Source organism: Halothece sp. PCC 7418 (assembly GCF_000317635.1).
Lineage (GTDB): Bacteria > Cyanobacteriota > Cyanobacteriia > Cyanobacteriales > Rubidibacteraceae > Halothece.
The window spans coordinates 2,417,701-2,433,158 of record NC_019779.1 but is presented as its reverse complement, the minus strand read 5'-3'; the positions used below and the strand labels follow the sequence as shown (position 1 = coordinate 2,433,158).

General features: G+C 45.0%; 14 protein-coding genes. 5 read left to right on the top strand and 9 right to left on the bottom strand.

Features of this window, described 5'->3' with window-relative positions; translation table 11 throughout:
- Positions 1-106: 106 nt before the first annotated feature.
- The 4 genes from PCC7418_RS10925 to PCC7418_RS10910 all read right to left on the bottom strand — a co-directional run bounded on the left by PCC7418_RS10925 (position 107) and on the right by PCC7418_RS10910 (position 5,038).
- On the bottom strand, positions 107-1,969 hold the full coding sequence (locus PCC7418_RS10925) for a PP2C family serine/threonine-protein phosphatase (protein WP_015226240.1): 1,863 nt from the start codon (positions 1,967-1,969) through the stop codon (positions 107-109).
- A 68-nt stretch (positions 1,970-2,037) separates the two neighbouring features.
- Complete coding sequence (locus tag PCC7418_RS10920) at positions 2,038-2,400, bottom strand: NAD(P)H-quinone oxidoreductase subunit M (protein WP_015226239.1); 363 nt, start codon at positions 2,398-2,400, stop codon at positions 2,038-2,040.
- An 89-nt stretch (positions 2,401-2,489) separates the two neighbouring features.
- Complete coding sequence (locus tag PCC7418_RS10915; protein WP_255348255.1) at positions 2,490-3,665, bottom strand: anhydro-N-acetylmuramic acid kinase; 1,176 nt, start codon at positions 3,663-3,665, stop codon at positions 2,490-2,492.
- 32 nt (positions 3,666-3,697) lie between these two features.
- Positions 3,698-5,038, bottom strand: coding sequence for a DUF3370 domain-containing protein (locus tag PCC7418_RS10910; protein WP_015226237.1), 1,341 nt, complete (start codon positions 5,036-5,038; stop codon positions 3,698-3,700).
- A 25-nt stretch (positions 5,039-5,063) separates the two neighbouring features.
- Between PCC7418_RS10910 and hisH the strand changes: the two genes are divergently transcribed.
- The 4 genes from hisH to PCC7418_RS19410 all read left to right on the top strand — a co-directional run bounded on the left by hisH (position 5,064) and on the right by PCC7418_RS19410 (position 9,032).
- Complete coding sequence (hisH, locus tag PCC7418_RS10905) at positions 5,064-5,702, top strand: imidazole glycerol phosphate synthase subunit HisH (protein WP_015226236.1); 639 nt, start codon at positions 5,064-5,066, stop codon at positions 5,700-5,702.
- A gap of 145 nt (positions 5,703-5,847) precedes the next feature.
- Positions 5,848-6,351, top strand: coding sequence for an outer membrane beta-barrel protein (locus tag PCC7418_RS10900; protein ID WP_015226235.1), 504 nt, complete (start codon positions 5,848-5,850; stop codon positions 6,349-6,351).
- A 26-nt stretch (positions 6,352-6,377) separates the two neighbouring features.
- Entirely contained in the window at positions 6,378-7,859 is a 1,482-nt protein-coding gene (gene glcD / locus PCC7418_RS10895) for a glycolate oxidase subunit GlcD (RefSeq protein WP_015226234.1), read from the top strand.
- A gap of 297 nt (positions 7,860-8,156) precedes the next feature.
- Entirely contained in the window at positions 8,157-9,032 is an 876-nt protein-coding gene (locus tag PCC7418_RS19410; protein WP_150107054.1) for a DUF1643 domain-containing protein, read from the top strand.
- A gap of 217 nt (positions 9,033-9,249) precedes the next feature.
- Here PCC7418_RS19410 and PCC7418_RS10885 read toward each other — a convergent pair whose 3' ends face one another.
- A complete protein-coding gene (locus PCC7418_RS10885) occupies positions 9,250-10,260 on the bottom strand; it encodes a SulP family inorganic anion transporter (RefSeq protein WP_015226232.1) in 1,011 nt (336 codons plus the stop codon).
- Positions 10,261-10,292: 32 nt separating this feature from the next.
- Positions 10,293-11,672 carry a hypothetical protein gene (locus PCC7418_RS10880; protein ID WP_015226231.1) on the bottom strand — a complete coding sequence of 460 codons (1,380 nt, stop codon included), beginning with the start codon at positions 11,670-11,672 and terminating at the stop codon, positions 10,293-10,295.
- Between the two features lie 270 nt (positions 11,673-11,942).
- On the opposite strand from PCC7418_RS10880, the gene PCC7418_RS20555 reads away from it, so the two are divergent.
- Positions 11,943-12,107 (top strand): hypothetical protein, encoded by a 165-nt coding sequence (locus PCC7418_RS20555; RefSeq protein ID WP_171814907.1) that lies wholly within the window; start codon positions 11,943-11,945, stop codon positions 12,105-12,107.
- Positions 12,108-12,459: 352 nt separating this feature from the next.
- Here the strand turns inward: PCC7418_RS20555 and PCC7418_RS10875 are convergent, their stop codons facing one another.
- The 3 genes from PCC7418_RS10875 to arsM all read right to left on the bottom strand — a co-directional run bounded on the left by PCC7418_RS10875 (position 12,460) and on the right by arsM (position 15,332).
- Entirely contained in the window at positions 12,460-13,632 is a 1,173-nt protein-coding gene (locus tag PCC7418_RS10875) for an ATP-binding protein (protein ID WP_015226230.1), read from the bottom strand.
- A gap of 165 nt (positions 13,633-13,797) precedes the next feature.
- Positions 13,798-14,157, bottom strand: a complete 360-nt coding sequence (locus PCC7418_RS10870; protein WP_015226229.1) for a hypothetical protein — start codon at positions 14,155-14,157, stop codon at positions 13,798-13,800.
- A gap of 206 nt (positions 14,158-14,363) precedes the next feature.
- Complete coding sequence (gene arsM, locus PCC7418_RS10865) at positions 14,364-15,332, bottom strand: arsenosugar biosynthesis arsenite methyltransferase ArsM (RefSeq protein ID WP_015226228.1); 969 nt, start codon at positions 15,330-15,332, stop codon at positions 14,364-14,366.
- Between the last annotated feature and the right edge of the window lie 126 nt (positions 15,333-15,458).

Here is a 15,458-nt window from a genome sequence, read left to right as displayed (position 1 = left end):
TTTGATGCTGACAGACCCGTTTGCACCAATTGTAACGTTCTCGAAAGCAGTTACCAGTGAGCAGTGAGCAGTGACCAAATAACAATCACCGACCTTAACAGACTCATTAATCAGGAGAGGGCAAATCAGAGGGATCGCGCATGGGTTTCGATCTCAACTGTTCCTGAAATTGATCTAAAGATTGTCGCACCTCGGGGAATAACCAATATGCCATTCCCATGCCACCCATGACCAAAGCTAAAATTAATAACAGCAACATCACCCCTTGCTGTCGTTTGTTTGTGGGGGATGCCAGGGTTGAGCCCTTTTCCTTGCTCGTTTGAATCTGGGTTACTTCAGCCAGATTAAGGGTTAACGCTCCGTGATCTTGCAGTTCCGAGAGGGAACATTGGAGCAAAGACACCGTAACATTATCATGCCCATTCAAGTTATTGGCTAATGCAACCAGTCGTTGGGCGACTGTATCCAAATCTTTGTCTGCCTCTAATACTGGCAAAATTTCCACTTCCCAATATTGTTCAACTAAGCCATTATCACTGAGTCCATCAGAACAAAGGAGAAAAACACAATCTTCATCAAGAACTAAACGTTGCGTCGTCGGATGGAGGAGTTTAGAAGAACTCATCCCCAACGCCTGAATTAAACTTCCTGCTGCAGGTTGTTGTAAAGCCTCGCGATATAACAAATGACCTAAACGGGTTTGACGCGAGGCAAGATCATCATCAAGAGTCAACTGATAACAACCAGAAGTAGTAATCCAATAGACTCTGGAATCTCCGACATGAGTAACATACATTTCATGATTATGCCCTAACGCCATGACCAAAGTGGTTCCCATGCGTTCTTGGGCTTTGCGATTTTCCACATCATTTTGGTCGCAAATGATATCGTTGACCTTGCTGATCGCTTTTTCAATCTGTTCGGTTACCACTTCCCGTTTCGGAGACAGTTCTGGCAGATTTTGGAATTCTTGGCGCAGGTGCTCGATCGCTAATTGGGAAGCCACTTCCCCCCCTTGATGTCCTCCCACCCCATCGCAAACAATGGCTAGCGCTTTTTGAGTGGGAGGAAACTCACAGGTTTCTTCTTTTTGATAGTAAGCATCTTCGTTGTGGGAACGACTGGGACCCGAATCGGTTGTGGTCGCAATTTGATAGTGAATCGGCTGCGATCGCGCGGTTTCTCTTAACCCTTCTTCCAGTAAATCCGTTAAAGTTTCACTGTTGTCTAACTCTCCTTTTTGCAAACGGTGACAAGTGTCTTGCAAGAACGACTCAATCGTCTGATCCGCATCTGCGATCCAATTTGACCACATTTTTCCAAGATCTTTGAGAGTTACAGTTGCGCGATCGGCTTCTAGTTCTTGTAGCTGCACCACAGAACCATTCACCCGCAGTAACTCAGGACTCAGCAAGGTTTTGACCACTCCTTGCGCTGCCATCGGTTGCCACAATTGACTGATTTGCAACAGCCAGTTCAACTGACGTATCCCAGAAGCGGATGACCATGCTATTTCAAGGGTGGGTAGAAATTCTCCCTTAGCGAACTTCTCTTGCACCGAAGAAGAAAAGTTTTCATATTCCAGTAGCCACACCTCAGATTCACTCCCCTGTTCTGGTTTCGTGTCGTGATCAGGGGTGGGGTCTTCTCTTGGTATTTGTCCATAAAGTTTCGGAATATGGAGGCGATAAGGACTGAGTCTTAAATAAGGTTTCAGCCAAGGTGGAATCCGTTCTGGAAAATAGGGGGGAATCCCAGGCTGAGTATCTAAGACTAATTTCTCACTGATGACCAAATAGCGCTGACCAATCAGTTGCTGAATTTGTGCTGGTGCAAGACGGGTTCCCACCACCCAAAGATAGCGTTGGATCAGGGGACTTTCGCAGCGAGAGCAAAACTGGCTGCTGAGGGAATTAGGGGTTTGACAATACTTCAGCGAACAACGCAGAATTTTTTGAGCTTCGTCCATCAATTAAACTTTCCGATGCCATGAGAAGAAAACTGGACGGGAGAGAGGAAGAGCGGGGGTTGGTCGATTTATTTAATTTTATATTTTTCCTCAGAATCTGGCGTTTCCACTTTCGGAACGCCCATACTGTAGTTGAGAACACGACTATTTAGGTTATAGCTAATTTCTCCACTGACCAAGAGATGACGAATGAAATGTTCGAGATCTGAGCCAATATGACGAAGATTATACTCGGTTAAGTCTTCGCCACTGTGGGATTCTACCAGTTCGTCAAATTTACGATACACTTGATTTAATGTTTCTTCGGTCCAGTTAAATTCATTATCTGGATCAACATCAAGCGTCAGGACATTGTTACTTTCTACTAACTCGTTTTCTTGAATTTCTGCGGTGTAGATCCGAACGTGACGAGTGGTTGATTTGAATAACATAATCTCAGTTACTATTGATAGTTTTCTAAATAAAAAGTATTCTTTAGTCCTACTTTAACAGTTTTTTGCCTTCCTGCTGAGTCAGATTGCTAAGGTGGCGCAATTTCGCCTAAAAGAACGGATTTTTTCGCCCCTGTAACTTGGGGAAGATTGCTGGGGAACTGATCCCAGTAACGCCAGTAAGCTAAGACCGCAAAGGCGATCGCTTCTTTGGCGTGACTATCTAAACCAACTGCATCGGTTGTGGTGACTTCAACTTCAGGAAACGTTTGTTGTAGTCGCTGTTTCAGATAGTGGTTGCGACTTCCGCCTCCACACAAGAGGATGGTTTCAGGAAGTTGGGGGAGAAACCGTTGATAATCTTGCGCGATCGCGCTGACGGTTAATTCCGTTAAGCTCGCCAACAAATCCGCAGGAGATAAATCATAATCTTGAGCTTGTTTCCACACCCGCTCAAAGTAATCTGCGCCGAATAACTCCCGTCCCGTTGATTTGGGGGGCGGTTGCTGAAAAAAGTCTGTTTCTAGCCAGTTTTCCAGCAATTTTAAGTTCGGCGTTCCTTGAGCAGCCCATTGTCCATTCTCATCATAGTATTGTTCTCCCCCTGTGAGACATTGCACTGCTAAATCTAATAAGCTATTCCCTGGCCCATTATCCCAACCGACAATTTTATTGTCCCAGTCGGGTTGAGAGCGAGGGGGAAGATAGGTGACATTGCTAATCCCGCCAATATTCTGTACACAGCGCGTCTGACTGGGATGAGAGAGTAAACACGCATCCACTTTCGGAACTAATGGCGCACCCTGTCCATTTTGGGCGATATCCGCAGCCCGAAAGTTACTCACGGTTGGGCGTTGGCTGAGATGAGCGATCACTGCACCGCGTCCCAGTTGTAAACTGTAGCCGAGGGTGTCTTGTGGCGGACGATGAAATACCGTTTGACCGTGAGAACCAATGAGATCAGCAGCAGTTCCCGTATCTTTTTCGAGTTGTTGGGCGCGTTTTGCAAACTGTTGCGCGATCGCGTCATCTAATTCACAAAACTCTTTCATTGTCAAGGCTTTGCCTGCACAAACTGCAAGAATTTCCCTCTGCAGCCATTCGGGATAAGGATAAGTTTCGGCTGCAAGTAACGTAACGTCTAAATTCTCCCGATGTCCTGAAATTTCAACTAAAGCAGCATCTACGCCATCCACGGAAGTACCACTCATTAAACCAATGACTTTCATTTGTTCTTTGTTCTTTGTTCTTTGTTCTTTGGTCACTGTCCTCAACCGACTAAGAAACGCTAGAGAACTTAATTCTGAGTGCGAATCATTAAAACTTGAGGTGGTGTCGCATCAGGGGGATAGAGAAACTGCACTTTTACCTGACGCTCGCTTTGTGGGGGTACGGTTAACTTTACCAGAGGTTCTCCCTTTTCACCACGGTTTTGTACCAGATGAAAATAACGAGTTTTTGAGTTTCCTTCCTCATCTTGATCAGAAATTTTGACAGTTCCCCGAAAGAAAACTTGATCAGTTGGAGGATCTAAAAATTGCAAGTCTGGGTTTAATTGATCTTGTTTAACAGGTGTCGCAAAACTTAGACTGACCTCTCGCGCCTCATTACTTCTGTTTTGCAATTGAAAGGTTAAATCATATTCAACACCATAATTCCCATGAGCTTGATATGCTGTATCAGGATAGCGGACTAACATCGGTGCAGTTTGCACTTGGTCTGTTCCCAAACGTCCCCCAGTTAAGGTACTAATCCCATAAGCAATCGCTTTTCCTGGAGAAGGAAGATTAACAGGGATCGTTGTTTCCCATTCGTTACCGCCAGAAACGCCAGCCACTCGTCCATAAATAATTCCTTGCTGTTGTTGAGGTGGGGTTGGGGCTTGATCTCTCGGCGTGACTAAGTTTTCATTTTGCAATATTGCTTTCCATTCTGATAGGTAGGGCGCACGTTCTTTTCCTGTTGCTGTTTTTGGCGCGTATTTTGCTAAACTCGCAGCATAAATTGTTCCATTACTTTTGAGGCGGATATAAGTGGAACGTCCATTTAAGGGCGGATCAAAGGGACGAACTGGGATCGGGTGATTGAGGATTAAACGGCTACTTTGAGGGGGAATCGTTAATTGTTGGGGAAAGATTTCTTGATGTCGATCGCGCAACAGTTCATTCATGACCCGACTTCCAGGACCAGCATAAACATTCCCGTCAGGGTTGGCTAAAACAGAAGGGAGATCAATAAAGGGTGCATCAGGCTGCGATAAATAACTTGCACCCGAAAGAATGTCAACTGTTACCGTTTCCAGACTGGGATTATGGAGTAAGATTCCTAAGTAAAGGGTTCGTAAATCCCCTGGGGTAGGTGGTTTTGCTACATGATGAGCAAAGATATCAAATCGCCCTGTAAGCGGAAAGTTGAGATGAGCATTGGGAAACGTCTTCTTGCGTCCTGGAAAGGTTGAGAGTAAAATCCCTTCGCTTTCGATTAATTCAGGGCTGTTACTATTAAAAACGGGAATTTGATTTAATTCTCCAGGGAGGGGCTTAACCGTTTGTTGTGCAAGCTGTTGTTGCTGTGCTACCTCCCCTAGAGAGGATAATAAGAGTTGTGTTGATGTCAGTAGAGAAAAGAAAAAACTCATCTTGATTGAGGAGGAACAATAAAAAATGCCATTAATCGCGCTAATTGATTATGATATGGGAAATTTGCACTCGGCGGAAAAGGGATTGCAAAAAGTCGGCGCAACGGTGAAGATTACTGATTCCCCGCAGGTGATTGCAGATGCGGATGCGGTGGTGATTCCAGGTGACGGTGCATTTGACCCCGCGATTAAGCATTTACGGGAACGAGAGTTAATTGACCCCATTAAAAGCGCGATCGCGCAAGGAAAGCCCTTTCTCGGCATTTGTTTGGGCTTACAAGTCTTATTTGACAATTCCGAGGAAGGGGTGGAAGAAGGCTTAGGAATTATCCCTGGAACCGTTCGTTTATTTCAACCGGAACCCGATTTAACCATTCCCCACATGGGCTGGAATCATTTAGAGTTAACGCAACCTGAGCACCCGTTATGGGAAAACTTACCCCCTGATCCGATGGTGTATTTTGTCCATTCTTATTATGTTGATCCCATTGATCCTAAAGTTCGCGCAGCTATGGTCACTCATGGAACGCAGAAGGTGACAAGCGCGATCGCGCAAGATAATATTATGGCAGTGCAATTCCATCCCGAAAAATCCTCTCACGTTGGCTTACAAATGCTTGCCAATTTTGTTAGCCTCATTCCTAGTTCTGTTGTTGCTTCCTGAGACTTCTCTCATCAGCCCAGAAATTTCTATAGCGTTTCTTAGTCGGTTGAGGACAGTGACCAAAGAACAAAGAACAAAGAACGAAGAACGAAGAACGAAGAACGAAGAACAAAGAACAAAGAACATTGTGGTGTTGAGGAGAAAAATGAATTATTTTAAAGCCTTATTCGTTGCCGTAACGTTAATCACAACATTCTCTCTAACAACAGAACGTGCTTCTGCACAAGCTGCTTATGGGAGTTATATCGGGGTTGGTGCAACCTACAGTCCAACGGAAGACGATCAGGGTCAAGGCGATCAATTCGGTGCTGTTGTCAGTGTCCGTTATAAATTTCTAGAGACTCCCGTTTCTCTGAGGGTACAAGGTCTGATTGGACAAGGGACGGCGGTTGTTCCTACGGTCTCTTATGATTTTCCTCTGAATTGGCAAACCGATGCTTATGTGGGTGCAGGGGTTTCTTTTGCCAGTGGTGAGTCTCCATCACCGATTGGGGATCAAACCAGTTTTGCAATTCAACCAGGAGTTGACTTTATTGTTCCTAATAGTAACACAGTTTTATTTGGGAGCGCGATCGTTGCCTTTGATGCTTATGAGAAAGGAAGTAGCACTGCTTTCTCCCTGCAAGGAGGGGTCGGGTTACAATTTTAATGAGTTGATTTTTTGATCCCCAGATTATGTTGAAAAGCCTTTTCCGTTCCTCTCCCCAAGACCCATGGCAACCCATTGTTAAAGCATTGACAAACGTAGTCGGAAAAGATGGTATTGTTCAGCGTAAAGATGAACTACTCACCTACGAATGTGATGGTTTAGCGAGTTATCGCCAACGCCCAAAAATAGTGGTTCTTCCCCGTAGCACGGAACAAGTTGCTAAGGTCGTCCAAATTTGTGATCAGTATGACTTGCCTTGGGTTGCAAGAGGCGCGGGAACAGGGTTATCAGGAGGTGCACTTCCTTTAGAAAACGGGGTTTTGATTGTCACCGCCCGCATGAATGAAATTTTAGAAACCGATTTAGAAAACCAGCGCGTGGTGGTGCAACCAGGAGTCATTAATAATTGGGTGACGCAAGCCGTTAGCGGGAAAGGCTTTTATTATGCTCCAGATCCTTCTAGTCAAATTATTTGTTCTATTGGCGGGAATGTGGCAGAAAATTCAGGAGGCGTTCACTGTCTGAAATATGGTGTGACCACAAATCATGTTCTAGGACTAAAAATTGTCACCCCAGACGGTTCGATTGTCGATATTGGCGGGACCGTTCCCGAAATGCCTGGGTATGACCTGACGGGCTTATTTGTGGGGTCTGAGGGAACATTGGGCATTGCTACAGAAATTACCCTTCGCATCTTGAAAACGCCCGAATCTGTTGCGGTTTTATTAGCAGATTTTGAAAGTATTGAAGCTGCTGCGGATGGGGTTGCTGCCATTATTGGCGATGGGATTATTCCTGCGGGAATGGAAATGATGGATAATCTCACGATTAATGCTGTGGAAGATGTCGTGGGGGCGGGTTTATATCCTCGCGATGCTGGAGCAATTTTATTAGTGGAATTAGATGGCTCAGAAGTAGAAGTGAGCGGTAATATTGAACGCACTGCGAGAATTTGTGAGGAAAATGGCGCAAGGGGAACAACGATCGCGCACGATGCTGAAAAACGCGCTAAATTATGGAAAGGAAGAAAAGCAGCGTTTGCAGCAGCAGGACACCTCAGCCCAGATTATTTTGTGCAAGATGGGGTCATTCCCCGCACCCAACTTGCCACCGTGTTACGAGATATTGAAGCCCTCAGCGAAGAATCTGGTTATCGCATTGCCAATGTGTTTCATGCGGGTGATGGCAATTTACATCCATTGATTTTATACAATGAATCCGTTCCAGGTGACTTGGAAAAAGTGGAAGAAATTGGTGGCAAGATTCTCAAACGCTGTGTGGAAGCAGGGGGCAGTATCTCTGGAGAACATGGCATTGGTGCTGATAAAAACTGTTATATGAGTGAGATGTTTAGCGCGATCGATCTCGAAACGATGCAATATGTTCGCGCTGCGTTTAACCCCAAAGGTTTGGCGAATCCCACGAAGTTATTTCCTACCCCTCGCACCTGTGGAGAAGCTGCAAATGCACAAAAAACGGCTCAGTATCAAGGGGCGCAATTCTATTAACTGCTGCCTGAAAACTGCGATCCCCGTCAGTCTTCATTATGAATAAATAGCAATAGCCAGTGCTAATCAGGCTGGTGAAACTGGACATTTTTCCACTGTGCTCTCCTTAAAAATCTCAGCTAATTTGACCTTTACGGATTTTTTGAATCACGGATTGTTCTGCTGGAGAAAGATTAATGGGGGGATTCCAGGTGGGTGGGCGCATTTGATTTGAACCTCATCGATGGAGCTTTTTCTAGCTATGCACTAAATAATTCACTTGTCAACCCGCTCTACTGAACCAGCTCTCTAGGAGTGATGATCAAAGTAATGCAGCGAGGAGCAATTATTGACCCAACTGGCTGCTATCGCTACTTACTATGGCGAGAATGGAAGCCGAACGCTTCTCGGATTACCTTTATCATGCTCAATCCCAGTCGCGCCGATGCTACAGTTGATGACCCTACGATTCGCCGTTATTTGGGATTTGCCCAAGATTGGGGATATGATTCCTTAGCAGTGGTTAATCTTTTTGCTTACCGCACCTTTAATCCGACTGTTTTGAAGCAAGATAAACGCAAGGCTGTTGTTACTTTACTGCAAGATGAAGAATGGTCTCAGTGGAGCGATCGCGCGATCGCCCGTCAGTGCCAAGTCAGTCATCATACTGTTGCTAAAATTCATCGTGAATTAACCAAAGATAATTCTATCTGGGAAAATGCCCAGATGGGAGATAATCACACTCGTAAAGTGAAACGAGGCGAACAAGTTTATGAACAACGACAGCGCAACCCTTTGAAAACGAAAGCATCGCAAAAGCAAGAACCATCCCATCCATCCCATCCTAAAAAATCCGTCATTCCAGAAATTCGTCCCGATGTTCACGTTGCCATTTGTCAATTCCTGAATTTGGAAGTTGAGGCTCAACCCAATCAATATTATCAGCAGAACGATCGCGCTTATCTCATTGCCAGTCATGATCCAGAGGAAATGGATTTATTCTTGGAACGGCTGTTTGCTCAACTTGAAGGAGAGAAAATACAGAACGCGATCACAGTAACTTCCAATCAAGCCGAACCGCAAAACAAGATCAAGGAAAGAGCGAGTGTGGTATGTTTGATCAGCAATACAAGAGTGTTTCTGTCATCGGCTGGTGTGGTATTTCGGGAAGCAACGACATCGGTTTTATTCTAGATTTGAACCGTTGGGCTTGGCTTTCCTATTTGGTGATGATGAAGTACAAGTGTGATATCGAAAGATAAGCGATTGTAAGCGACTTTCACTGATTTGGTTTATACAACTGGCAAGGGTGAGACAGAAATTAAAAGCGATAGCCAAGGTCAAAAGACAAGGGCTGCCAACGAAAAATTAGAAGAATTAAAAAATTTCATGAAAAGTCAGTGGGAAGATTCTACGACTTAAAAAACTTCGAAACCAAGCTGATGGCAGAGGTTCCGAGAATCAGGGCTACCATCCCGATTAAGCCAGCGAGAAGATAGGGAACCCGACTTTGTGAGCCAATTTTGGACACGAGTAAAGAACCGCTGAAGCTGTGATAGCCGACCAAGCCTCCCCCCAAGCCTGCGATTAGGTTCGCAATGCCAGTACTTTTTAATTCCTGATTCAGTTCAATATCGGATTTAGTGGCTAGTTCTAACCCGCTACAGTTTAGGAGAACCGCGATCACACTGAGCAAGGCAATGATCACCATCCCCCCGAACTGAGGGAAAATAACCGACCAATCCACTTGGAAGATCGCAGTTGGTGCAAGGGGATGCCAGCCTTGAGCGGAAGCGGGAAACTCAATCAACCAGCCTTGTTCGATTGCCTCTGGTATGGAAGTTTGAGTCAGTGCCAACCCCAGATAGAACAAACCAATCGTAATGATAAGACTGCTGGGGAAAATGGCCCAATGTTGCCAACGTCGCGAAATCAGCAGTAAAATCAGCGCATAAGTAATGCCAGCACTCCAAAACGGTACGCGATCGCTGTTCCAGAGCAAAGATAAGCCTTCCCAACTGAGGGTAAGATCAGCCATAATTTTGAATGACCCCGCCAGGAGCAGCCAACCGGTTCCAGCGAGAAATCCGCTCACCCCTGGATAAGGGATAAACTGCATCAAATTTCCCAAATTCCATTGACCCAACAGCCAAGAAACAACTCCTGTTAGGACTGTGGTCAATCCGAGAAGCGCGACTAAGGTCACAAACTTGGTTTCATCACTGATGGTTGACGGTAAAGCCGTTGCCACCGCTTGGTCATACTCTAAACCGTAGGAAATAGTCATCCCTGGAGATTGCAAACTGACATCGAGAACCCCCACTCGGTTTCCGGCGAGTGCGAACAGACTGGCAAGATTCGCTGCTAAGGTAGAGCGACCGGTTCGTCCGGAATAAGAATGAATTGCGATTACAGTTGCCATGGTCTGAAGGGGGAAATTGAGTTTAGTTGGGGTTAATCTTGCATTGCTGCATACAACAGCCGTGCAAATAGCCTTGCTCCATCATCCTGTTTGAGTTCGCTATAGGAAGGAGGCTCTCTCATGCCGATGGCTCGTAGATCAGCCAATAGTTCCGGGTGAAACTGACAGGTAAATGAGCGCCGAATCTGTCGGCTTTCAAAATCGAGATAGTTAATGCAAGTGGCTGAACATTCGGTCACTAGCTCGCCATCTGCTTCCGTTGAGCATAAAATTTCAATCGCGTCGGGGAGTTTAATTAACCAGGAAAGGGAGCTTTTAGCCACAATATGGCGACAAGGAATCAACGCTTCATGGAGCAGGCGATAAGCCCAGTTTGCGAATAAAATGGCTTCTTCATTCACTTCATCGGCATGAAACATGGCAATATTGAGATTCTTTTCGTAAGCCATTGAGGTATCAATTACCCCTTCATGAATGTCGGCGGTGACTTCGTGCGCCCAAATTAAAGTATCTGGAATCCCTGAGGTTTCTTCCGAGTCTGGGGATTCATAAGGGAGTAAGTGGCGAGCCCCAAATTCCTTCGCTTCATTTTCCGTAACCGCAAATTCCCAGTCATCCCAGCCTTGAGCAACGATGCGACCATCGCGTTTTTGAATAGGTAAGGATTCTCCCATTGCTTGAATTTCTTGACAGACCTGCTTCAGGAGTTTTAAGAATTTTCCACCGCGATCGCGCTCTAAATTTTCCAAAGCGAGCACTTCTCGAACAGCCCGTTTAATCAAGGTGATATGAGCATGGGCTGCCAGTTGATGTCCTAAACAGATCAACAAAGCGGGAGCGCTGGTGGGACTCCGAGACAGGAGAATGGCTTCGGTGAGGCGAATCATCTCTTCGTGAGAAATATTCGATTCGGCAAAGCTGGCTGGATCGCGCGCCGAGGAATTGCCCCCTTCCACAATAATGGCTAATCCGCTACTAATAGCAGGCATTAACCGCTCTAAATCCAGTGTGCCTGAAGACCAAACTGGAAAGAGAACGGAATCGCAATCGGCAATTTTCTGCAGGAGGTAAGCCACATTCACCGAAGCTCGGACATGCTCTCCTAAAGGGTTATAGCCAACGTGCTCCCAAGGCTCAATAATGGCTACGGCATTGCGGAACAACTGCGGGTTTGCTAACAGCGTTTCTAAATCCGCTTGAGCGTTAACCACTTTTTCCAGAGGATAACCTTTTCCCCATTCAAAGGTAGAATTCTCCGCGAGGAGGCTACATTCTTTCCAGGGGGAGGAAGTATGATGGTCTGCGATAAATTTACCCAGGAGAATCTGAATTGACTCAAACTCAGAGCCGTTGCTGCTGAAATCGCTCGGTTTTAATCGCCACTGAGGAAAAGAGGAGTGAGGTTTAGACATTAATGATTAATGGGGTTCAGATGAACAACAAGGTTTGGCCTTACGCCGATAAATCAGTGATATTACAGAAATACTTAATGTTTAATATAGCAATTCGTTGTCAGCGGTGAGAAAGGATTTCTCCGCCTTCTCAAGCTGATCGGAGTTTTTCCAGAGAAGACTTCAGTTAGCGTAACCTAGCGCAATCCTGACAAGATAAGCAAGAGATAGCGGATTGTTGGTCAACCCCACCCCGACATATATTCGCTCAGACTGAAGAGAGGACAAGGGATGAACGTCTGGCTCAACAGCGCGATCGCGTCCATGTCAGAAAGTGTAGAACTCTCGCCCATCCAGTTAATTCCCGTCCACCCCCGAGACCGTTTTGCCTCATTTAAGGCGCGACGAGCTTCTCCAATGCTGTTGCCTTGTGTCCAGAAAAACTCCCAAGCGTGATTTCCCTAGGCTTTCCAGCTTTGTTGCCATCGATACTTCTCAGCAGGGGGAGAAAGATTACTTTCTAACCATTCCCGACAAGTGACGACGATTGTCTTCTAGGCTTCATCAAACGTCCCCCGTGCTTCTGCTTCCGAAAAATCACCTTGGATAATGATTTGGTTTGGCGTTCCCTAGACAACATTAATGATGGCTGGAGAGATTACTGGCTGATTTTGAGCCTTAGCGCGATCGCACAATGTACGAGCCAAATAAGACACAATAGAAGAACCGCCGTATAAATCTCGCAACTTCCGCGACTTTATGTCGCTCGTTATGGTTATCAAGGGATTGTTGATTTAGTGGTTCAACGCTAATTCTCTTCAGCAGAAGCAACCGGAAAAGACAGAGTGATCGTAGTTCCTTCCATTTGATGAGATTCAATTGAAAAGTTCCCTTGATGGGACTCGACAATGCGTTTTGCAATGGGCAATCCTAAGCCCATTCCTGAAGATTTTGTGGTAAAAAATGGTTTGGTTAGCTTGGGTAATATTTCTGGTGGAATCGGCGAACCATAGTTATGCACTTGCACCTTAACTTTCTCTTTTTCCCGCTCTATTTTCCAGGTAATTGGCTCATCTGTCTCCACTGCTTCACCAGCATTGGTAATTAAATTAATGAAGACTTGTTTGAGTTTGGATTGATCCCCTAAAACTTTGACGGGTTCCGACATCGTTATCAATTGAATGTCATGCTGTACTGAGAATTGGTTATAGATAATTTCTAAAACATCTTGGGCTAACTGATTCAAATCAATGGTTTCTTTTTCAACCAGTTGGGGTTTCGTATATAAACGAATTTCTTCTAAAAGAGACTGTAAACGCTGTGCTTCTTCGGAAGCTAATTCTAAACGAGCCTTATCTCGCGGAGGCAATTCAATTTTTTGTAGGGCTTCTAAACCCATTAAAACTGTCGTTAAAGGATTCCGAATTTCGTGAACAATCATACTGGTTAATTCTCCCAATTCTGCGAGGGCTTCTGTTGCTTCTATCGCTTCTTTTTGGGCTTTTAGTCGTTCCGAAATATCTCGCACGAGAGCAATAATGCAAGGACGATTCTGAAAGTAAACGACGGTTGCAGAAATTTCCGACGGGCGTTTTTCTCCAGACTTCGTTAAACAACTCAATTCATTCGTCCAGCCTTGACCAACGGCGATAATATTACGGGTAAATGCCATAAGTTGGGGCATTTCTTCTGGATGAATCTTAGAAACGGAAACTGAATTGAGTAATTCATCGCGGGAATAGCCTAATAGTTTTTCAGCTTGGGGATTGGCTTCTAAAATTTGATCAGCACTGGGATCGATGACTAAAATTGCATCGTTGGACGCATTGAAAATTTTGCGAAAGGGTTGGTCATTGGCGGTTGCTTCAGTTGCTAGTTGCTGTTTTAATTGTTGATTCTCTTCTTCTAATTCGGTAATCCGTTGTTGGAGTTGGTTTTCGCGAGAGGAGATATTTTTAGCTGATTGGAGGAAGGAAGACATAGGCTAGGGTTTAATTTTCACTCTAACCTCTAATATAGAATCGTTGATTCATCCTCAAGGGCTGGAAAAGAGAATATATCATCAAAGAAAAATCCCACAAGCGTGCGGGATTTTCTAAGACTATGTTTAATCAGTGCTTAAGCTGAGCAATGATAGGAAACTGGATTAATCATTTAAACCACCACTATCGCGATCGCGCAAGTCTTGCAGTTGAAAATCGACCGCATTGACATAGCCTGCATCATCGAGCATCTCTGGAGACAGTCGTCCTTGATCAACCGCCGTTTGCACCAAATCTTCCGCTTCAATTTGACCGCTTTGATACGCCGTCTCTAAGGCATTAAAACCGGGAACTCCTTGTTCGGAAAAATGACCACTGTAGGCGCGATGGACTAAATTAAATGGTTTAATATCTCGATTGACTGAACGATTTGCCGAATTAACAGCGACTTCTCCGGCAGAGGCAGCAGTAGAAGTTGTGGCTAAGAAAATTGTAAATACAGTACCTGTTAAAAAGCGTTTCATTATCTTTCCCTCCAATTCAATTGTTGGCTTTCTCGGGAGGGGAGAAAGAGGGATCAAGGAAAACTTAATCCCTCAGGGGTTGAATCTGCCTATATCTTCCTTCCCTTAATTATTATCTTCACTCGTTTTTCTAAGTAGAAACTGAGTTTTGGATAATAGAAACATTAATCTTTTTTTGCCTCGAACTGAACTAAGGAACGCTCTATTTAACAACAGCCATCCCCTTGATAATGCCAAGTTGATGCAGTGACAACAATGCTGTCTGGAAACTGTTGGGCAAGTTGATGAGCGGTTTTATCACAAACCCCTAAAGGAACACCTTTTTGGAAAGTGTGTCCTTTCCCGTCATCCCAAGTTTCTTCTGAACCTCGATAAATCGCTGTTTTGCCAGTAAAAATGCAAGCACCATCGGCGGGTGTGGGAACTTTCAACGCAACGGAGTCTAAACTATCAAGCTGTAAATCTTCACTTAAGCCATAGGTGGCGGTATCGAGTAGGCGGTAAGGGCGACGCGCCCGCACTTCAATTTCACCAAACCCAGCTTCTACCAAGCAATTCATATACTCAGTATAAGTCAACGCCCCAGACAGACACATCGCCCGTAACCGTTCATCTTGACGGAGTTTTTCTGGAATCGGCTGCACCGCAATGGGGTCACTCATCAATAGACGACCGCCTGGTTTGAGAACGCGATAAACTTCTTGCAGAGCGGTTTTTAAGTCTTGCAGTTCAAAGATATTAAACAGACAATTTTGCGCGACCACATCAACGGATTCATCAGGAACGGGTAAACTAAAAGCATCCCCAGCAACAATTTTGACAAAACTGGGATCAAACCAGTCATTTTGTTGAGCAGCTTGATTGAGATTCCGTTTTGCCACTTCACGCATTTCTGCAACCGGTTCCACGGCGATAATGGCTTCCGAACGAGGAGAAAAATAAGCAAATTGCAGGGCTTCTAACCCTCCGCCAACACCAACATAGAGGACAGTCGGTTGATTCCCTAATTCTGTGGGTTGAACGGTTGTGCCACAGCCGTAGTTCATTTCCTGCATGGCAGAGGGAATACTGAGTCCTGGGAGTTGAAACGAGCCATTTTGAACGCAACATAAGCCCACTTCTGGGGTTTCAGCGACTTCTTTATAAAATTGTGCGGTTGTTTCGAGATAAGTCATATTTGTTTCTGTTTGCTTACTGCTTTTGATTGTGGAAGGGTTGCCTTAATTTTCACTGAAAGATGACATCATTTATGAAATTGGGACTTTTTTAGCCTTTCTCATGCAGGGAAAAACAGAAATTGT